The organism is Actinomadura madurae (assembly GCF_047130825.1).
Taxonomy (GTDB): domain Bacteria; phylum Actinomycetota; class Actinomycetes; order Streptosporangiales; family Streptosporangiaceae; genus Spirillospora; species Spirillospora madurae.
In genome coordinates this window covers 9,791,697-9,809,194 of the sequence record NZ_CP083237.1, presented here as the reverse complement: position 1 = coordinate 9,809,194, position 17,498 = coordinate 9,791,697, and the positions used below count along the sequence as shown (strand labels likewise).

The window sequence follows — 17,498 nt, the reverse complement described above, 5'->3', positions numbered from 1 at the left end:
ATAACCAAGTCTACCGGACAGCGAGGAGGCCGGCATGCCGGTGAAGGTCGCGATCATCTACTACAGCGCGACGGGCAACGTGCACGCGCTCGCGGAGGCCGTCGCCGAGGGCGCCGCCATGGGGGGCGCCGACGTGCGGCTGCGGCGGGTCGCCGAACTGGCGCCCGACCGCGCGATCGACGAGAACCCGCGGTGGCGGCGGCACGCCGACGCCACCGCCTCGGTCCCCTTGGCCGCGGTCGAGGACCTGGCGTGGGCCGACGCGTTCGCCTTCGGGACGCCCACGCGGTTCGGCACCCCGGCCGCGCAGCTCAAGCAGTTCATCGACCAGGCCGTGGAACTGTGGCGGGACGGCGCGCTGGCCGACAAGCCGGTGACGGCATTCACCTCGGCCTTCAACCGGCACGGCGGCAGCGAGGCCACGATCCTGTCGCTGGCCAACGTCTTCTACCACTGGGGCGCGCTGATCGTCCCGCCCGGGTTCACCGACCCGACCGTCTACGCCGCCGGCGGCAACCCCTACGGCACGTCGGCCACCGGACCGCAGGACGGGGACGGCATGGATCCCGCGCCCCTGGAGGCGGCGCGGTACCAGGGACGGCGGCTGGTCCAGGTCACGGCCCGCCTGCTGGCGGGCGACGGCGCCCCGGCCTTGGCCGGGGCCACCTCCCGGACCGTGTGAGGCCGTCATGGACAAGGTCATGACGAGCGCCGCGCCCCGGCGGACCGGGCAGCGGACCGGCCGCGCCCGGATGGTCCTGACGCTGGTGTGCGCCGCCCAGTTCATGGTGATCCTGGACGCGTCCATCGTGAACGTCGCCCTGCCGTCGGTCCAGCGGGACCTCGGCTTCTCGTCCACCGGCCTGGCCTGGGTGGTGAACGGCTACCTGCTCACCTTCGCCGGCTTCATGCTGCCGGGAGGCCGCGCGGCCGACCTGTTCGGCCATCGCCGGACGCTGGTCGCCGGGCTGCTCCTGTTCTCCGCCGCGAGCCTGGCCGGCGGCCTGGCGACCGCGCCGGAGGTCCTGGTGGCGGCCCGCGTCGCCCAGGGCGCGGGAGCCGCGCTGCTCGCCCCGGCGACGCTGGCCGTCATCAACACCGCCTTCACCGACCCGCGCGGGCGAGCACGGGCGTTCGGCGCGTGGTCCGCCGCGGGCGGGGTCGGCGGGATGGCCGGCGCGGTCGCGGGCGGCGCCCTCACCACCGGCCTGTCGTGGCGGTGGGTCTTCCTGATCAACGTGCCGATCGGCGCGGCGCTGATCACGGTCGCGGCGATGTCCCTGGCGGGCGTGCCGGCCGTCCGGCGGGCGGCCCTCGACCTCACCGGCGCCGTCACCGCGACGGCCGGGCTGGCCGCGCTGATCTACGGGGTCATGCAGAGCGCCGGCCACGGCTGGGCGTCCGCGCCCGTCGCCGGACCGGCCGCGGCGGGCCTGGTCCTGCTCGCCGCCTTCCTGCTGGTGGAGGCGCGTTTCGCCGTCCAGCCGATGATGCCCCTGCGGCTGTTCGGGATCCGGAGGGTGGCCGTCGGCAGCGTCATGCTGCTGCTGTTCGGCGGCATCGCCATCGCGATGTGGTACTTCACGTCGCTGTTCCTGCAGAACGTCCTCGGCTACGGCGCGCTCCGGGCCGGCCTCGGCCAGACACCCGCGGCCGTGACGTTCATGGTGGTCGCGCGCTTCGCCGCCGCCCTCCTGCCCCGCACGGGCGTGCGCACCCTGGTGCTGGCGGGCTGCGGCGCCTTCCTGGCCGGCTTCGGCTGGCTCGCCCAGGCCGGCGCCGGGACCGAATACGTGACCGGCGTCCTCGGCCCCACCCTGCTCGTCGCGGTCGGGATCGGGCTGACCTTCCCCACCCTGATGGCCGCGGCGACCGCCGACGCCCCCGAAGGCGACGCGGGCGTCGTCGGCGGCCTGGCCAACACCGCGAGCCAGGCGGGAGGCTCCGCCGGCCTGGCGGTCCTCGCGACGATCGCCGCCACGGAGACCGGCCCCTCCCCCGCCGCGGGCTACGACCTGGTCTTCCTCACCGCGGCCGCCCTGGCCCTCGCCATCGCCCTGACCAGCACCCTGCTACCCCGTCACCACCCCACCTGACCGCGGCGCGGTCGGCGCGCCACTCGGCCCTCGGCGCGCCGGCCGCCACCGCCTCGGATGTGAGATCGTCTAGTTCTGGACGATGTGGCGTGCCGAGGTGGTCGCGATGCAGGACTCCTCCGATGCTCCTCCGGCCGATGCCGCCTACCTCCTGCGACTGGAGGGGGCACGGCCCTTGACACTGGCTCTTGTTCTGGCCTGTGGCCCCTTCGCCGCCTTCGGCGGGGTCCAGCTGGTGCGCGCCCTCCTCGGCTCGGGTTCGGGCGTCTACGGATGGCTCGCGCTGACGCTCTTCCCGCTGCTCTGCATCGCGCCGGGGGTGGCGATCGTCCGGCGCTCGGACCGCGAGCAACGCCGCGCCGTACCCGGCGGGGTCATCCTGGCCGTCGAAGAGACCGGCCTCTACCTGGGCGAAGCGCCCGCCCGCCGCATCCCCTGGACGGCGATCGCCGAACTGGTCGTGTTCCGCCAAGCGATATCCGACGCCGCCAACGCCCCCACACTGGTCGTCGTACCGCGAAAGTCCGGCCTGGCATCCGTCCCCGTCAAACGCCGCCCGCACGACCCGCACGAGTGGGGCATCGCCGTGGACCTGCACCTGCGGGAACCCAAGCTCCGAAAACTCACCACCGCAGTGCACCAGTACGCCCCGGAAATAAACATCTGGGACGCCGGCCTTATCTAGCACTTCTCCGGACGCCGCGGCAATGAAGTCGGATTGAAACAGGTCGATGCTACGTTCCGGGCTACTCGGACTCCTACGGAGGTGACTCCCAATGTTCACTCTGAACATCCCCGAAGGTGCGGAGCTGCTCGACGAGCTCGGTGAGGTCGACGACAACAGGCCCGTGTGCTTGATGACCTTCAACTACTGCCCTGTCACTGACTGACGGGACATGGCCGCCGCGCACGGCATGGCACCGCCGCCGCGCGGCGGCCATGGCGTCGATTCCAGTGAGGCTTCCATGGCCGGTCCGGCCGAAATCGACGAATACAAGGTCTGCTTCGACGGAACACACCGCGCACAGCTCCCCCAGGACACCCTGCGAGCGCTGGAGCCGATCCTCGACCAAGTCGGCATCACTCGGATCGCCGACGTCACCTGGTTGGACGAGATCGGGATTCCCGTCTACCAGGCGATCAGGCCGGACTCGTGGTCCCTGTGCGTGTCACAGGGCAAAGGGCTGACCGGCGACCTGGCGAAAGTGTCGGCCGTGATGGAGTCGATCGAGCTGTGGCATGCGGAGCGGATGCCGGCCGGCAAGGTCCTCGCATCCCCGCGCGAACTCGCGTCCGAACTCGGATATCCGGTCGAGGAGCTTCCGCTCGCCCGCCGAAGCGCACTCTGCCCGGACATGCGGATCGAATGGTCGCAGGCGACGGAGATCGGCACCGGTGAGCGGACGTGGCTGCCCAGCGACCTGCTGAACATGGACGGCCGGACCGGGTCCCGGTGGTGCATGCCGCTGTTCGAGAAATCCACGAACGGTCTGGCGAGCGGCAACACCCTGACCGAGGCCTTGCTCCATGGCCTCTACGAGGTCGTTGAGCGTGATGCGCTGGCCGGTTCAGGCGCCGGGACCGGTGCCTCTGTGCTCGTGCTGGACAGTGTGGCCGGTCCGGCCGAGGAACTGATCGACCAGCTGCGGCGGGCCGGCGTCGACGTACGGGTCGCGCTCCTCCCGTCGCCCGCCGGGCTTCCGTGCTTCCAGGCCAAGATCTGGAGCGACGGCCTTCCGATCGTCTTCAGCGGTGCGGGGTGCCATCTCGATCGCGACGTCGCCCTGTGCCGCGCTCTCACCGAGGCGGCCCAGTCGCGCCTGACCATGATCTCTGGGACGCGGGACGACATGACCGAGTCGGAGTACCACCGGGCGGAGGGCGTGGTGTCCGGACGCCTCAGACCGCCTGACTTCGCGGCTCTGGCCGACGGCACGCGGAAGGTCGCCTACGCGGACGTCCCCACCGTGCAGCAGCCCGACCTGGTCGAAGATCTGCGCATGACCGCCGACCGTGTGAAGGCCGTGACCGGCCGGGAGCCGCTCTACGTCGACCACACGCGCCCAGAGCCGGGTGTGCCGGTGGTGCATGTGGTCTGCCCGGGGATGCGGTTCGACCCTCGGCACAGCTGAGAGGACATATGCGGTACCTGTTCGCCGGGCCGACTCTGCCGGACGTCCGTGATCTCGTCGATGGGAACGCCGTCCGGCTCCTGCCTCCGGTCGCCGCCGGCGATCTGCTCGGCCTGCCACTGGCGGAGGGAGATGTCGTCGGCGTCATCGACGGATACTTCCATCAGCGAATGGCGGTGCGGCACAAGGAGATCTTCGCGGCCCTGGCCGGCGGGGTGCGCGTGCTGGGCGCGAGCAGCATCGGCGCGTTGCGCGCCGCCGAAATGGATCGCTATGGAATGGAGGGTGTCGGCCAGATCTATGCCGACTATCGAGCCGGGCTCGTTGTCGGTGACGACGAGGTGGCGCTGCTTCATGGGCCCGCCGAGGCCGGCTACCCCGCTTTCTCCCAGCCTCTGGTCAACATCCGCGCCACGCTGGCGGCAGCGGTGTGTGAGGCCGTGATCGAAGAAGATGAAGGTGGCAGGCTGATCGGCGTCCTGGCCGCCATGCCCTACCAACGGCGCGATTATGAAGTCCTCGGGAACCTGGCCGGAGAACTCGGCATCGAGCGGAAAAAAGGGCGCTGCGCTCGTCGCCTTCTGCCGGGAACACGCCGTCGACCTCAAACGCCGCGACGCCCTGCTCCTGCTGGACAGGCTGAACGAGCCGCCCGAACAGGTCACCCCCAGGCCCCGGCTCAGCCGGACGCAAATGCTGGCCAACTGGGAACTCGCCGCCGGCAGGACATCGCCTCACGATGGCGGCACCCGGACGGGCCATGCGTCCTCGCTCCGTGTGTGCCAGTTGTTCGCCCAGGACTACCCGGAGTTCCATCGACGGCTCGTCTTCACCATGATCACAGACGAATGTGCCCGAGAATGCCCGGAATATCGCGAGGGCAGCCCAGAGCCGCGGGCAGTGGTGGCCCATGGGCGGCATCGCCGCTTCTACACGGAGAGCCCGCACCGGCGGGACCTCGGCTTCCTGGCGCGGTGGACGACCGAGAACGAGCGGTCGACACGGACGCAGGAGGAACTCCTTGCCACCTTCATCGTCCGCAGCTTCCGCGTGGGGGCGGTGGCGACGCCCCGGGCGGCGGCTCTGCGGGCACTGGAGACGTCGCCGGCCCTCGACCGGGCCGGCACGATCATCGAGGCCGCCGCCCAGATGGAAGCCACGCTCCAAGGGAAGAACTCCGGCTACGACAGGTCCAAACTGATGGACGAGCGGATACTTCACTGGTTTTCGGAGCGCTGGCAGGTCGAGCCTGACGATGCCGAGTTCGCTGCCATGGACCGTGGCTTCGCGTCCCTTGAGGCGTTCTTGGAAGCCGCCAAGCCTTTCTACCTTCTGGCCAAGTACAACGAGGACCTCGTGGACTTCACCGTCTCGCCGTACGAGCACGATCGGCGGGTCACAGGAAGCGGCGGATGGGGGTGATGGACAGTTCCTTCGCCCGTTGCGTCAGGGGGCGCCGCGCCCAGCGCGCGTGCTCGACCCGTTCGCTGCGGGCCAGGTCCGCGTCGAAGTGCTCGTCGAGGGTCGCGGTCAGGGTCCGGTCGACCACGGCGAGCATGACCTCCTCGTCGTGGTCGAGGGACCGCCGGTTGAAGTTCGTCGACCCGATGAGGGAGACCAGCCCGTCCATGGTGATGATCTTGGTGTGCAGCATCGAGGGCTGGAACCGGTGGATGCGCGCGCCGCAGTCCAGGAGGTCCTCGTAATGCCGCTGGCTCGCCAGGCGGCTCACGCGCTTGTCGGCGTGCGGGCCCGGCAGGAGCAGCTCCACCTCGACGCCCCGCCGGATGGTCTCGCGAAGAAGGCCGATGAAGTAGGCGTCAGGGGCGAAATAGGCGGAGGCCAGCCTCAGCCGCCGCTCGGCCAGCTGGAGCACGATCCGGAAGAGGGTCTGCATGTCCTGCCATCCGAAGCTCGCCGATCCGCGGACGACCTGCACCACGGCATCGCCGGCCGGCTCGTGGCGGGTGAAGCGGTCGCGGTCGTCGAACAGCACGTCGTGGCACTCGGCCCAGTTCTGGGCGAACGCCGCCGCGATGCCGTCCACCGCGGGTCCCTGGACCCGGAAGTGGCTGTCGCGCCACTCGTACTCGTCGCGGGCGTCGCCGCACCACTCCTCGGCGATGCCGACTCCGCCCGTGAAGGCCATCTGCTCGTCCACGACGAGCACTTTGCGGTGACAGCGGTGGTTCTGCTTGAACGGCGAGAGGTAGGCCGGTTTGCGGAACCAGCCGACCGTGACACCCGCGCGGTCCATCTGGTCCAGCAGGTCCTTCTCGATCTGCCAGCTGCCGATGCCGTCCAGGAGCAACCGGACGCGGACCCCGGCGCTGGCGCGGTCCGACAGCGCGTCGGCGAACCGGCGGGCGATGTCCCCGCGCCAGTACACGTAGGTCATCATGTCGACCGTGTGCCGCGCTCCGGCGATGGCGCCCAGCATCTCCGGGAAGATCTCGTCCCCGTTGCGCAGGGGCGTGACGGCGTTCCCCTCTGTGGCCGCGACGCCGATGAGCCGCTCCATGGACCGGCGGATCCGGTGGGCCCGATGAGCGGACGAGTCGACGGCGTCCTCGATGGAACCCGTCTGTTCCTGCGGCACGGTCATCTGCTGTCTGCTCCTCACGACCGGACACACGCGAGCGCTCGTCGCTTCGGCGCAGGTTCGTCCCCCGTTTTGCGAACTTCATGCCGTTCCACAAGACCGGCTTTGCCCTCCCGGGCGTCGTGACGGTGGTCCCGCGTGCCGGTAGCGTGGCCGAGCGATGATGATCGACGTCGACCGCACCAGTGTCGCCATGGGCGACGACGCCCTCCCCCACGCGGGCACGATCGACCTCCCCGGGGAGACGCCCCTGGCCGAGGTCGTCGCCTACCTCCTCGAACGGAACTTCCTCGCCACGATCGCGAGTGGGAAGGCCACGTGGATCCTCATGGCCGGCCGTCCCCTGGCGGTCGTGGCGCAGCAGTGGGACGAACCCCGCTTCCTGGTCGACGCGTCGCGCCCGATCAGCTCGTTCGCGGCAGAGGGGCGCGGTGTCTCGCTGTGGTTCCGCTACTGGAAGCAGCACGACCCCGACCACGTCTACGAGGAACTCGCCGCCGGGCGCCTGCCCGAGCGCTGACCTCCAGGCGGCGCACGCTCCGTGAGGTGGCGATTGCGGTCCGGGCGCGCTCCTGATAGCAAGATCGCGTCCTATCTCCGGTGGCGCGGGCAGGGAGAGGCGCATGCGGGCACGGCGATCGATGCGGAGACGGGCCGCGGAGGCGGGGATCGGGGCCGTCCGGCGGGTGCACCGGCAGCGGCGGGACTGGCCGGACGTGGTCCAGATCGCGCCCGGAGCGCCGCTTCTCGCCGTGGCGGTGGGCCTGGTCTTCGTCTTCGACTGGCGGGCGGCCTTCCTGGTGCCCGTCCTGGCGTGGGCGGGCATCGCCTGCTGGGTGCTTCTGGGTCCCCTGCCGGAGCCGGGCGGGCTGCGGCGGAGCTTCGCGGTGTGCGACGGCGGGATCCTCGTCGTGTCGCAGGCGACGGCCGTCGCCATCCCATGGGACGCGTTGGCCCGGCCGGTCCTGGACACGAAGGGGGCGGTGCTCCGGCTCGTGTGGACCAAGAACGACGAGGAACGCCACATTCGCGTCGGACCGGTGAGCGCACCCCGGGACCTCGGGCGCGCGGTCAGGAAGCAAGGCCCGGTGCGCCCACGCGCGGCGCCGCGGTTGGCGGCCGCCGCGACCGGAGCGGCCGTCCTCGCCCTGGTGGGATGGATCGCGCAGCCCTGGCTCGTCCGGACCGTCCTCGGTGAGCGCCCCGAGAACCTCGAGGATCTCGCCCGCCTGTGCTCCCGCCAGGACCGTCCCTACGAGCGGGCGGCCGCCTACGGCGGCTCGGGCCCGCACCCGCTGGTGTTCTTCCGTGAGGACCCGACCCGCCCCGCGCTCGTCACCGCGGGCGACGGCAGGGCACGGCCGACGCCGGACGAGGTGCAGCTGGTGGCGTGCGGCAGCCCGGCGGGACGGGTGTCGAGCACGCCGCTCCAGGTCTGCCGCTACGAGGGCGGGTTTCGCCTGGAGACCTACCAGGGACGCTACAGTCTCGACGTCTTCGAGGCGCGCACCGGCCGGAGGGTCGGCCGGCAGATACTGACCGGTACGGACAGTGTGACCGAATGCCCCGACTTCCAGCTCGTCTGGGGCAGCCGCGAGAAGTACCCCCTGAGCGAAGTCGACACCTCCCCCAGCCAGGCCGAGTACGACGCGGCGCTGCGCGCGTACGCGACCGGCCCGCGGCGTTCCTAACCGCGGAGGAACTCCACATCGAGCCGCCCGAGGCGCTCGGGGTCTGCGATGACGTCGATCGCGGTGATCCGGCCGTCCGCGACGGTGAAGGAGAAGACCGTCCGGAGCCGTCCGCCGGGGGCCCAGGCTGCATCCGCGACCCCGTCGACCAGGGCCGGACGGGCGGCCTGGGCATGCCCGGAGAGCCGCCGGGCGATGTCGGCCGCGCCGCTGATCCCGGCAGCGCCCAGCCGCGCGGCCGTCCGGTCGGGCCGCAGGACGGCGTCGGGGTGCAGGAGGGCGAGCAGCGCGGCGAAGTCGCCGTCGCGGGACGCGGCCAGGAACGCCTCGACGACGTGCCGCTTGCGGCCCGGGTCGGCGGCCGGGGCGGCGCCGGCGCCCTGGACCCGGCGGCGGGCGCGGCTCGCGAGCATCTTCGTCGCGGCTGGCGTCCGGTCGAGGAGGGGGGCGATCTCGCGGTACGGCACGGCGAACATGTCGTGCAGGACGAGCGCCAGCCGCTCGGCGGGAGCCAGCGTGTCGAGCACGACCAGCAGCGCGGCGCCGAGCGAGTCGGCGAGCAGCGCCTCGTGCTCGGGTCCGGCCGCCGGAGCCTCGGCCGCCTCCGCGGGACGCGCGTCCAGCGGCTCCTCCCGCCGCGCGGTCCGCGAGCGCAGCATGTCGAGGCAGATCCGGCCGACGACCGTCGTCAGCCACCCGCCGAGGTTCGCCACACCGGCGGCCTCCGACCGGTGGAGCCGCAGCCACGCCTCCTGGACGGCGTCGTCGGCCTCCCCGGCCGAGCCCAGCATCCGGTAGGCCACCGCCCGCAGGTGGGGGCGGTGCTCCTCGAAACGCTCGGCCAGCCACTCGTGCTCGCTCATCGTTACCTTCCCCGGCGGCCCTCCGTCATCAGGGTGACGGACCGGAACCCGCCGGCGTAACACCGGCAGCGAGGAGACGCAGATGGCGGAACCGATCATCCAGGCCGAGGGCCTGGTCAAGCGTTTCGGCGAGGTCGAGGCACTGGCGGGGCTCGACCTCGTGGCGCGCGGCGGGCAGGTCACCGCCGTCCTCGGCCCCAACGGGGCCGGGAAGACCACCTTCGTCCGCTCGGTCGCCACGCTCGTCCGGCCGGAGGCGGGACGGCTGCGGGTGGCCGGGATCGACGTCGCCCGTCACCCCGAGCGGGTGCGGCGGATCATCGGCCTGGCGGGGCAGTACGCCGCGGTCGAGCCGACGATGACCGGCAGCGAGAACCTGCGCATGGTGGCGCGCCTCTACGGCGGGTCGCGGCGGCAGGCGGCGGCGAGCGCGCGGGAGGTGCTGGCACGGCTCGGTCTGGAGGACGTGGCCGACCGCCAGGTCAAGACGTACTCCGGCGGCCTGCGGCGGCGGCTCGACCTCGGGGCGACCCTGGTCGGCGCGCCCCGGCTGCTGCTGCTCGACGAGCCGACGACCGGCCTCGACCCGCGCGGCCGCGGCCGGCTGTGGGACGCCATCCGCGACCTGGTGGCCGGGGGCACCGGCGTGCTCCTCACCACGCAGTACCTCGACGAGGCCGACCAGCTCGCCCACCAGGTCGCGATCATCGACCACGGGACGGTCATCGCGCACGGCCGGCCGGCCGAGCTCAAGGCCCGCGCCGGGCGGGACGTGATCGAGGTCCGCGCGCATCGCGCCGCGGACCTGACGGAGCTGGCGCGGGCGCTGGCGCCGGTCGGCGCCGGGGAGCCGCGCGTCGACGCCGGCACGGACCGGGTGAGCGTGCCGGTGACGGGTGGTGCGCGGGCGCTGACGGCCGCCGTCCGGGCCCTCGGCGACCTCGGCCTGGAGGTCGACGACATCGGCCTGCGCCGGCCGACGCTCGACGAGGTGTTCCTCACCCTGACCGGATCGCCGCCGCGTCCCGGCGGCGGCCGGACCGACCGCGCGCATGCCGGCCGGGCCTGACCGGACGAGCCGAAGGAGGCAGAACATGACCGTCGACAGTGCCGTCACCGCTAAGGCCGGGACACGGCCCTCCGCACCGGGCGCGGGCGCGGCCGTCACCACGGGGCAGGTCGCCGCGCGGACGATCCGCAAGTACATGCGCTCGCCCCAGTTGCTGATGGCCACCATGGTGGGAAGCGCCGTCTTCCTCCTGCTCTTCCGCTACATCTTCGGCGGGGCGATCCGGCTCGGGACGGTCCCGTACGTCGACTTCCTCATCCCCGGCATGGTCGCGACCAGCATGCTCATCACGGGTACGGGCGCCGCGGTCGGCGTCGCCGAGGACGCCGACCAGGGCCTGGTCGACCGGTTGCGGTCCCTGCCCGTCCCCCGGATCGCGCTGCTCACCGGCCGGGTTCTCGGCGACCTCGCGATCGTGGCGTGGGCGACCGCCGTCACCGTGGCCCTGGGGTTCGCGGTCGGGTTCCGGCTGCACGGCGGCGCCGGGGAGGCGCTGCTCGCGTTCGCTCTGTGCGTGGTGTGCGGCTTCGCCTTCCTCTGGATGTACATGTGCCTGGGACTGGTCTCCCCGAACGCCCAGGCCGCCCAGAGCACGTCGATGTTCGTCTATCCGGTGATCTTCGTGTCGAGCGCCTACGTGCCGGTCGGCACGCTGCCGGGCTGGATGCGGCCGGTGGCCGAGCACCAGCCCGTCACCGCGATCGCGAACGCGGTGCGCTCGCTCGCCCTGGGCGACCCGGCCATGGCGGGCCTCGACCACACCGCGGGCTACTGGGTCCTGGTGTCGCTCGCCTGGTCGGCCGGGATCGCGGCCGTGTTCGCACCGCTGGCGGTGGCCCTCTACCGGCGCTCGTGACGGCCGCCGGCCTCCCCGAGGGTGTCGACGTCGGCTGCGGTGAGACCGCCGGACAGCTCGGGGTAGCCGGGGCCCCGGTCGAAGAACGGGACGGCGCCGCGCTCGGCGCGCAGGCGTGCGCGCAGGGTCGCGGTCGCCTCGCCGTCCACCGCCCCGCCGGCCAGGACGACGCCGTAGTCGTCGCGGGCGCCGTCCGGGGACACCTTGCCGTCGCGGACGTCGGCGGCGACGCGGGACGGGTCGCGGTTCAGCGGGTCGCCCCATCCGCCGCCCCCGGTCGTGCGGATGCGGATGGTCTGCCCGGCCTTGACCGGGTGGTCGTCCACGAGGCCGTCCATCTCCTCGCCGTCGATCTCCACCCGGAAGGGACGTCCCGCGCGCCCCCCGTTGACGCCCCAGCACGAGAGGATCGAGCGGTCGGCGATCGACATGTAGCGGGCGTCGCGGAGCATCCGGATGTGCTTGTCGTAGCCGAGGCCGCCGCGGTGCTCCCCCGGCCCGCCGGAGTCGGCGGCCAGGCCGAGGCGCTCGACGACGAACGGCCAGCGGGCCTCGGCGAACTCGGCCGGGATGTTGCGGGAGTCGGGCACGACGTGGATGGTGTCCTCGCCGTCGGCGTAGTAGCGGCCGCCGGAGCCGCCGCCGAGGACCTCGCGCATCAGGTACGGGCCGCGGTCGTCCTCGCCGTAGACGCCGGTGTAGCGGATCGTCTCCTGGTCGGCGGGCATCCGGCCGTTCGTGGCCTTGGCCAGGACGCCCGCGAGGACGCCGAGCAGGCGCAGGATGACGAACGTGCGGGCGTTGGTCGGGGCGGGGAAGACGGGGGTGAGCAGCGTGCCCTTCCCCGGGAAGCGCATCTCGATGAGCGGCACCACGCCCTCGTTGACGTCGAGCTCGGCGGCCCGCTCGGGGGTGTCGGCCAGGTTCCGCAGGACGGGCGCCAGCCACTTCTTCAGGAACACCCCGCCGGCGTAGTCGCCCGCGTGGTTGATGGGCCCCTTGGCCTGCGGGGACGTCCCGGTGAAGTCGATGACCAGGGGGACGGCCGCCGCCTTGTCGACGGTCAGCGTGATCCGCTGGGCGTGCAGGCGGGGCGGGTCCACGCCGTCGTGCTCGGCGTAGTCCTCCCACACGAACGTCCCGTCCGGGATCTTGGCGAGCAGCTCGCGGCGGAACGTCTCGGTGGTCCGGTCGATGATCGCGTCGAAGCACGCCTCGACGTCCGCGCGGCCGTAGCGGGCGAACAGGTCGCCGAGGCGGCGGGCGCCCATCAGGCAGGCCGAGCACTCGGCGTCGAGGTCGCCGGCGAGCGAGTCGGGCATCCGCGAGTTGCGGGTCATGATGGTCAGCGCCGCCTCGTTCGGGACGCCCCGGTCCCACAGCCTGATCGGCGGGACCATCAGCCCCTCCTCGAACGCGCTGCGGGCGTGGCTCGGCATCGACCCGGGCACGGCGCCGCCGATGTCGTCGTGGTGGCCGAACGCCTGGACGAACGCGACCACCTCGCCGTCGTGGAACACCGGCACCGTCACGCACAGGTCCGGCAGGTGCCCGATGCCGCCCTCCGACAGGTACACGTCGTTGTGGAAGAACACGTCGCCGGGACGCATCTCCTCCAGCGGGAAGTCGCGGGCGACCGGCTGGACGAGCGCCGAGTACGAGCGCCCGGTCAGCTTGCGGAGCCGCCGGTCGTGGATGCCGGCGCGGAAGTCGTGCGCGTCCCGGATCATCGGGGACCGGGCGGTGCGCGCGATGGCCGTCTCGACCTCGCGCTCCACCGACGCGAGCGTCCCCTCCACGATCTCCAGCAGGATCGGGTCGATCATCGCGTCACCACCAGGTTTCCGTAGCCGTCGAGGACGGCGGTGAAGCCGGGATGCAGGGGGAGGGTGGAGCCGAACTCCTCGACGACGGCCGGTCCCTCGATCGTGTCGCCGGGGGCGAGCTTCTCGCGCCGGTAGACCGCCGTCTCCTCCCAGGCGTCGAAGAAGACGTCCCGCGTGCCGGTGCGGGCCCGCGACGGATCGCCGTCCCCGGGCGGACGCTCCGCGAGGCGGGGCCGGTCGATCGGGCCGATGCCCGAGACGCGCAGGTTGACCCATTCGACCGGATGGCGCGGGTCGTCCCGGTAGCAGTAGCCGTAGAGGGCCTCGTGGGCGTCGTGGAACCGGCGGACCACCTCGGCGCGGAACGCCTCGTCCGGCGCTCCGGCCGGGGCGGCGACCCGCACCTCGAACGCCTGCCCGTAGTACCGCAGGTCGGCCGAGCGGGCGAAGCGGCGCCGGTCCGCGGGGAACCCCTCTCGGGCGAGGGCTTCCGCGGCCTCGTTCTCAAGGTCGGCGTAGACCTCGGCGAGAAGCGCTGGGGCCAGTTCGGCGTCGCGGACGACCCGCGTGCGCACGTAGTCGTTCTTCACGTCCACCGTGAGCAGCCCGTACGCCGACAGGTTGCCGGGGTTCTCCGGGACGACGGCGGCGGGCAGCCCGAGGACGTCGAGCAGCCGGCACGCCAGCAGCGGCCCCGAGCCGCCGAACGCGACGAGCGGGTAGTCGCGGACGTCCAGGCCCCGCTTGACCGTGATCTGCCGGATGGCGTTGGCCTGGTTCCACGCCGAGATCTCCAGAATCCCCGCGGCGGCCCGCTCCACCGGCAGGCCGAGGTCCCCGGCGAGGGCGCCGAGCCCCGCGCGGGCGGCGTCCACGTCCAGCGGCACCTCGCCGCCGAGCAGGTGCGGCGGGATGCGGCCGAGGACGGCGTGCGCGTCGGTCACCGTGGCCTCGGTGCCGCCGCGCCCGTAGCAGAGCGGCCCCGGGTCGGCGCCCGCGCTGCGCGGCCCGACCTTCAGCGCGCCCTCCGGCGACCGCCACGCGACCGACCCGCCGCCCGCCCCGACCGTCACGATGTCGATCATCGGGATCTTGACGGGGTGCCGGCCGATCGAGCCCTCGGTGGTGAGCGTCGGCTCCCCGTCCAGGACGACGGCGACGTCGGTGGACGTCCCGCCGCCGTCCAGCGTCACGACGGAGCCGTGGCCGGTGTGCGAGACGACGAACGCCGCGCCGAGCGCCCCGGCGGCCGGGCCGGACAGCACGGTCGTGATCGGCTGCCGGGCGACCTCCTCCGCCGACAGCACGCCGCCGTTGCTCTTCATCACCAGCGGCCGGGACGCGACGCGCTCGGCGATCCGCGCGAGGTAGCCGTTCATGGCGGGCTTCACGGCGGCGTCCACGAGCGTCGTCACCGACCGCTCGTACTCGCGGTACTCGCGCAGCACCTCGCACGACAGCGACACCACCGCGTCCGGGTGCTCGCGGGCCAGCACGTCCCGCATGGCCAGCTCGTGGGACGGGTCGGCGTAGGAGTGCAGGAAGCACACCCCGATCGCGAGGATCCCCGCGTCGCGGAACCAGCGGGCCGCCGCGACCGCCGACGCCTCGTCGAACGGGCGGATCTCGGCGCCGGTGTGGTCCAGACGCCCGCCGACCCCCCGGACCCGGTGCACCGGGACGATCCGCGGCGGCTTCACCCAGAAGTAGCTGTTGCCGTAGCCGTCCGGGACGCTCTGCCGCGCGATCTCCAGCACGGACTCGAAGCCCTCGGTGGTGACGAACCCGAGGTCGTCGATCCGGTCCTCCAGGAGCCGGTTCGTCGCGACCGTCGTGCCGTGGGACAGCGCGGCGACGTCCCCGGGGGCCGCGCCGAGCAGCCCGAGGACCTTCGCGACCCCGTCCGCGAACCCCTCCGCGGGGTCGGCGGGCGTCGAGGGGGTCTTGGTGGTGGTCAGGCCCCCGCCCTCGTCCAGGGCGACGACGTCGGTGAACGTCCCGCCCGTGTCGATCCCGATCCGCAGCCGCCTCGCCATGATGAAGGGTCTACCGGACGCCGCCCACCTGCGAAACCGTCGCAATCTGCCAACGGACGCGGTGTTCTTTCGTGAGGCCGCGTTGGGGCTAGGCTGAGCACCTTCCTTTCCATGCATCCGATCAGACCGCTGGAGCCTCTTCATGGCGCTTGAACGCCCCGAGATCGACTTCCCCGAGGGTCAGCCGCCCACGTACCTCGACATCACCGACATCGCGGTGGGCGACGGCCCGGAGGCCGCCAAGGGCTCGAACGTGTCGATGCACTACGTCGGCGTTTCGTGGTCCACCGGTGAGGAGTTCGACGCGTCCTGGAACCGCGGCTCCACCCTGGACTTCGAGCTCGGCGCCGGCCGCGTCATCAAGGGCTGGGACATGGGCATCGCCGGCATGAAGGTCGGCGGGCGCCGCAAGCTCGTCATCCCGCCGCACCTGGCCTACGGCGACCGCAGCCCGAGTCCGGCGATCAAGCCCGGCGAGACGCTGATCTTCGTCGTCGACCTGGTGGGGGTGAGCTGACCCGCGGGGCTCATCTCCCCCGGCGGCCCAGCAGGTAGCCGACGGCGACGCCGGCGAGGGCGACGGCCCCGCCGGAGACGAACGCGGCGGCCATCGGCCAGGCCGCGCCGGCCGTCCGGTCCGGGACGGCCGGGGCGCGTCCCGGGTACACCGGGCCGGCCTGCGCCGGCTCCGGCGGCGCAGCCGGCGGGGCGTCCGGCGGGGCGGGCGACACGACCGGCGCCGGAGCGGTGAGGTCGCGTTCGACGGCGGCGAAGAACTCGCCCGCGGTGCGCCTGGCGACGCTGCCGAGCATCCGCTGCCCGACGCCGCCGACCATCCCGCCGACGACCGCGTCCGCGTCGTAGTCGATGCGCGTCCCGCCGTCGCCGTTGGAGAGCCGGACGCGGACGGTGGCGTCCACCGTGCCCGGCGCCCCCTGGCCGCGGGCGCGCAGCACGAACGAGCGCGGCGGGTCGGGCTCGGCGAGCTCGACCCGCCCCACGTACGTGCCCTTGATCGAGGCGACGCCCGCGGTGACCGTCATACGGTAGGTGTCGGGCGCCGTCTCCTCCAGGGAGCTGCATCCGGGGATCGTCCTCGCCAGGACGGCCGGATCCTGGAGCGCGTCCCAGACGCGGTCGAGCGGAGCGGCGACGCTGGCACTGCCGGTGAGCTGCATGAATCGACTGTAGAGAACGCCGCCGCGGCACCGAACGGCAACATCTGCCGAGTACACGCCGAGGATTGGGCAGATGCGCCCCGGAGCGGCCTGGAAATGGTCAGATATGTCCGGCAGGTTCCGGCGGGGCGCGAACCCGGGAGGCGGCGCGCGCGTCAACCGTTGCAGCGCCCGGAACGACCGCTCAGGGCAAGACGAGCAGCTTAGCCGAGAGAAGAGGAGCACGCGGCAGATGCGAGGGAAGACGCCCGTGATCGCCATGGTCGCCGCCGGAGTGTTCGGCGTGGCCGCGGGCGGCTGGCCCGTCGTGACCGCCCCGTTCGGCGGCGACTCCGGGCCGTCCATGCGCACGCAGCTCGCCGCCGTGCTCGGCGACCAGCGGTGGCAGACGCCGAAACCCGGTTCCTGGACGATGCCGGCGCCCGCCGCGAACGGCCTGCCCCCGGTCATCAACCACATCGAGACGCAGGACCGCGTCGTCTTCCTGACGATCGACGACGGCTACACCTACGACTCGGAGTTCGTGAACCTCGTCCGCAAGGAGAAGGTGCCCATCCTGACGTTCCTGACCTCCACCTACGTCAAGGGGCAGGGGCAGTATTTCTGGGCCATGCGCAACGCCGGCTCGCAGATGGAGAACCACACCGTCAGCCACCCGAACATGGCGACGCTCAGCGCCGAGGCGCAGAAGAAGCAGATCTGCGACTCCTCCGACGAGATCCAGAAGCAGTACGGGCGGCGTCCGCAGATCTTCCGCCCGCCGTTCGGCAGCTTCAACCAGACCACGCTCCAGGTCGCCAAGGAATGCGGCATCAAGTCGGTGCTGCTGTGGTCGGCGGAGTTCTACAACGGCACCATCGGCCCCGGCGTCGGCCGCGACGGCTTCGCCCGCGGCGACGGCGGCAAGGGGTTCAGGCCCGGCGACATCATCCTGATGCACTACCGCAAGGGCCTCGCCCACCAGTTCCAGATGATCCTCGGCTGGATCAGGCAGGCCGGGTTCCGGCCCGCGGCGGTCGAGAACTACCTGCCGAAGTCGCTCGGCGGCAACGTGCCCGACAAGCCCGCGTCGGACAAGCCCGGCCCCTGAGAGCCACCCGTGAGCGCCACGCGCGAACCCCGCCCGATAAGCGACCTTCCCGGACGAAT

The 17,498-nt window shown here is 72.5% G+C and carries 16 protein-coding genes and 1 pseudogene; 12 read left to right on the top strand and 5 right to left on the bottom strand.

Annotated elements, in window-relative coordinates:
- Positions 1-34: 34 nt before the first annotated feature.
- The 6 genes and pseudogenes from wrbA to K8Z49_RS45950 all read left to right on the top strand — a co-directional run bounded on the left by wrbA (position 35) and on the right by K8Z49_RS45950 (position 5,650).
- Complete coding sequence (wrbA, locus tag K8Z49_RS45975) at positions 35-682, top strand: NAD(P)H:quinone oxidoreductase (protein WP_412517053.1); 648 nt, start codon at positions 35-37, stop codon at positions 680-682.
- Positions 683-689: 7 nt separating this feature from the next.
- Entirely contained in the window at positions 690-2,096 is a 1,407-nt protein-coding gene (locus K8Z49_RS45970; RefSeq protein ID WP_412517052.1) for an MFS transporter, read from the top strand.
- 82 nt (positions 2,097-2,178) lie between these two features.
- Positions 2,179-2,781 (top strand): hypothetical protein, encoded by a 603-nt coding sequence (locus K8Z49_RS45965; RefSeq protein WP_412517051.1) that lies wholly within the window; start codon positions 2,179-2,181, stop codon positions 2,779-2,781.
- Positions 2,782-2,992: 211 nt separating this feature from the next.
- Positions 2,993-4,228, top strand: a complete 1,236-nt coding sequence (locus K8Z49_RS45960) for a YcaO-like family protein (RefSeq protein ID WP_412517050.1) — start codon at positions 2,993-2,995, stop codon at positions 4,226-4,228.
- An 8-nt stretch (positions 4,229-4,236) separates the two neighbouring features.
- Positions 4,237-4,674, top strand: a pseudogene (locus K8Z49_RS45955) (TfuA-like protein); the annotation flags it as partial.
- 64 nt (positions 4,675-4,738) lie between these two features.
- The gene (locus K8Z49_RS45950) at positions 4,739-5,650 is read left to right on the top strand and encodes a hypothetical protein (RefSeq protein ID WP_412521348.1); all 912 of its coding nucleotides are present in this window, start codon (positions 4,739-4,741) and stop codon (positions 5,648-5,650) included.
- Here K8Z49_RS45950 and K8Z49_RS45945 read toward each other — a convergent pair.
- Complete coding sequence (locus K8Z49_RS45945) at positions 5,625-6,833, bottom strand: phospholipase D-like domain-containing protein (RefSeq protein WP_412517049.1); 1,209 nt, start codon at positions 6,831-6,833, stop codon at positions 5,625-5,627. The two genes, K8Z49_RS45950 and K8Z49_RS45945, sit on opposite strands and share 26 nt — an antisense overlap.
- A gap of 157 nt (positions 6,834-6,990) precedes the next feature.
- On the opposite strand from K8Z49_RS45945, the gene K8Z49_RS45940 reads away from it, so the two are divergent.
- Positions 6,991-7,350, top strand: a complete 360-nt coding sequence (locus K8Z49_RS45940; protein WP_412517048.1) for a hypothetical protein — start codon at positions 6,991-6,993, stop codon at positions 7,348-7,350.
- Positions 7,351-7,453: 103 nt separating this feature from the next.
- Positions 7,454-8,521 (top strand): hypothetical protein, encoded by a 1,068-nt coding sequence (locus tag K8Z49_RS45935; protein ID WP_412517047.1) that lies wholly within the window; start codon positions 7,454-7,456, stop codon positions 8,519-8,521.
- On the opposite strand, the gene K8Z49_RS45930 is transcribed toward K8Z49_RS45935, so the two are convergent.
- Positions 8,518-9,384 carry a sigma-70 family RNA polymerase sigma factor gene (locus tag K8Z49_RS45930; RefSeq protein WP_412517046.1) on the bottom strand — a complete coding sequence of 289 codons (867 nt, stop codon included), beginning with the start codon at positions 9,382-9,384 and terminating at the stop codon, positions 8,518-8,520. The two genes, K8Z49_RS45935 and K8Z49_RS45930, sit on opposite strands and share 4 nt — an antisense overlap.
- An 82-nt stretch (positions 9,385-9,466) precedes the next feature.
- Between K8Z49_RS45930 and K8Z49_RS45925 the strand changes: the two genes are divergently transcribed.
- Both K8Z49_RS45925 and K8Z49_RS45920 read left to right on the top strand, forming a co-directional pair.
- A complete protein-coding gene (locus tag K8Z49_RS45925; RefSeq protein ID WP_412517045.1) occupies positions 9,467-10,453 on the top strand; it encodes an ATP-binding cassette domain-containing protein in 987 nt (328 codons plus the stop codon).
- A gap of 25 nt (positions 10,454-10,478) precedes the next feature.
- Positions 10,479-11,309 carry an ABC transporter permease gene (locus K8Z49_RS45920; RefSeq protein ID WP_412517044.1) on the top strand — a complete coding sequence of 277 codons (831 nt, stop codon included), beginning with the start codon at positions 10,479-10,481 and terminating at the stop codon, positions 11,307-11,309.
- On the opposite strand, the gene K8Z49_RS45915 is transcribed toward K8Z49_RS45920, so the two are convergent.
- Both K8Z49_RS45915 and K8Z49_RS45910 read right to left on the bottom strand, forming a co-directional pair.
- On the bottom strand, positions 11,294-13,135 hold the full coding sequence (locus tag K8Z49_RS45915; protein WP_412517043.1) for a hydantoinase B/oxoprolinase family protein: 1,842 nt from the start codon (positions 13,133-13,135) through the stop codon (positions 11,294-11,296). The genes K8Z49_RS45920 and K8Z49_RS45915 overlap by 16 nt on opposite strands.
- Entirely contained in the window at positions 13,132-15,171 is a 2,040-nt protein-coding gene (locus K8Z49_RS45910; protein WP_024935583.1) for a hydantoinase/oxoprolinase family protein, read from the bottom strand. The genes K8Z49_RS45915 and K8Z49_RS45910 overlap by 4 nt, the downstream gene beginning before the upstream one ends.
- Positions 15,172-15,313: 142 nt before the next feature.
- Between K8Z49_RS45910 and K8Z49_RS45905 the strand changes: the two genes are divergently transcribed.
- Complete coding sequence (locus K8Z49_RS45905; protein WP_021600461.1) at positions 15,314-15,688, top strand: FKBP-type peptidyl-prolyl cis-trans isomerase; 375 nt, start codon at positions 15,314-15,316, stop codon at positions 15,686-15,688.
- Between the two features lie 10 nt (positions 15,689-15,698).
- On the opposite strand, the gene K8Z49_RS45900 is transcribed toward K8Z49_RS45905, so the two are convergent.
- Positions 15,699-16,349, bottom strand: coding sequence for an SRPBCC family protein (locus K8Z49_RS45900; protein ID WP_024935584.1), 651 nt, complete (start codon positions 16,347-16,349; stop codon positions 15,699-15,701).
- A 232-nt stretch (positions 16,350-16,581) separates the two neighbouring features.
- Between K8Z49_RS45900 and K8Z49_RS45895 the strand changes: the two genes are divergently transcribed.
- Positions 16,582-17,439 (top strand): polysaccharide deacetylase family protein, encoded by an 858-nt coding sequence (locus tag K8Z49_RS45895; RefSeq protein ID WP_412517042.1) that lies wholly within the window; start codon positions 16,582-16,584, stop codon positions 17,437-17,439.
- Positions 17,440-17,498: the final 59 nt, after the last annotated feature.

Excerpts from the sequence above, each read along its gene's own strand:
- wrbA (WP_412517053.1), top strand. The coding sequence starts at position 35 with ATGCCGGTGAAGGTCGCGATCATCTACTACAGCGCGACGGGCAACGTG.
- K8Z49_RS45970 (WP_412517052.1), top strand. The coding sequence starts at position 690 with ATGGACAAGGTCATGACGAGCGCCGCGCCCCGGCGGACCGGGCAGCGG.
- K8Z49_RS45965 (WP_412517051.1), top strand. The coding sequence starts at position 2,179 with ATGTGGCGTGCCGAGGTGGTCGCGATGCAGGACTCCTCCGATGCTCCT.
- K8Z49_RS45960 (WP_412517050.1), top strand. The coding sequence starts at position 2,993 with ATGGCCGCCGCGCACGGCATGGCACCGCCGCCGCGCGGCGGCCATGGC.
- K8Z49_RS45950 (WP_412521348.1), top strand. The coding sequence starts at position 4,739 with ATGAAGTCCTCGGGAACCTGGCCGGAGAACTCGGCATCGAGCGGAAAA.
- K8Z49_RS45945 (WP_412517049.1), bottom strand. The coding sequence starts at position 6,833 with ATGACCGTGCCGCAGGAACAGACGGGTTCCATCGAGGACGCCGTCGAC.
- K8Z49_RS45940 (WP_412517048.1), top strand. The coding sequence starts at position 6,991 with ATGATGATCGACGTCGACCGCACCAGTGTCGCCATGGGCGACGACGCC.
- K8Z49_RS45935 (WP_412517047.1), top strand. The coding sequence starts at position 7,454 with ATGCGGGCACGGCGATCGATGCGGAGACGGGCCGCGGAGGCGGGGATC.
- K8Z49_RS45930 (WP_412517046.1), bottom strand. The coding sequence starts at position 9,384 with ATGAGCGAGCACGAGTGGCTGGCCGAGCGTTTCGAGGAGCACCGCCCC.
- K8Z49_RS45925 (WP_412517045.1), top strand. The coding sequence starts at position 9,467 with ATGGCGGAACCGATCATCCAGGCCGAGGGCCTGGTCAAGCGTTTCGGC.
- K8Z49_RS45920 (WP_412517044.1), top strand. The coding sequence starts at position 10,479 with ATGACCGTCGACAGTGCCGTCACCGCTAAGGCCGGGACACGGCCCTCC.
- K8Z49_RS45915 (WP_412517043.1), bottom strand. The coding sequence starts at position 13,135 with ATGATCGACCCGATCCTGCTGGAGATCGTGGAGGGGACGCTCGCGTCG.
- K8Z49_RS45910 (WP_024935583.1), bottom strand. The coding sequence starts at position 15,171 with ATGGCGAGGCGGCTGCGGATCGGGATCGACACGGGCGGGACGTTCACC.
- K8Z49_RS45905 (WP_021600461.1), top strand. The coding sequence starts at position 15,314 with ATGGCGCTTGAACGCCCCGAGATCGACTTCCCCGAGGGTCAGCCGCCC.
- K8Z49_RS45900 (WP_024935584.1), bottom strand. The coding sequence starts at position 16,349 with ATGCAGCTCACCGGCAGTGCCAGCGTCGCCGCTCCGCTCGACCGCGTC.
- K8Z49_RS45895 (WP_412517042.1), top strand. The coding sequence starts at position 16,582 with ATGCGAGGGAAGACGCCCGTGATCGCCATGGTCGCCGCCGGAGTGTTC.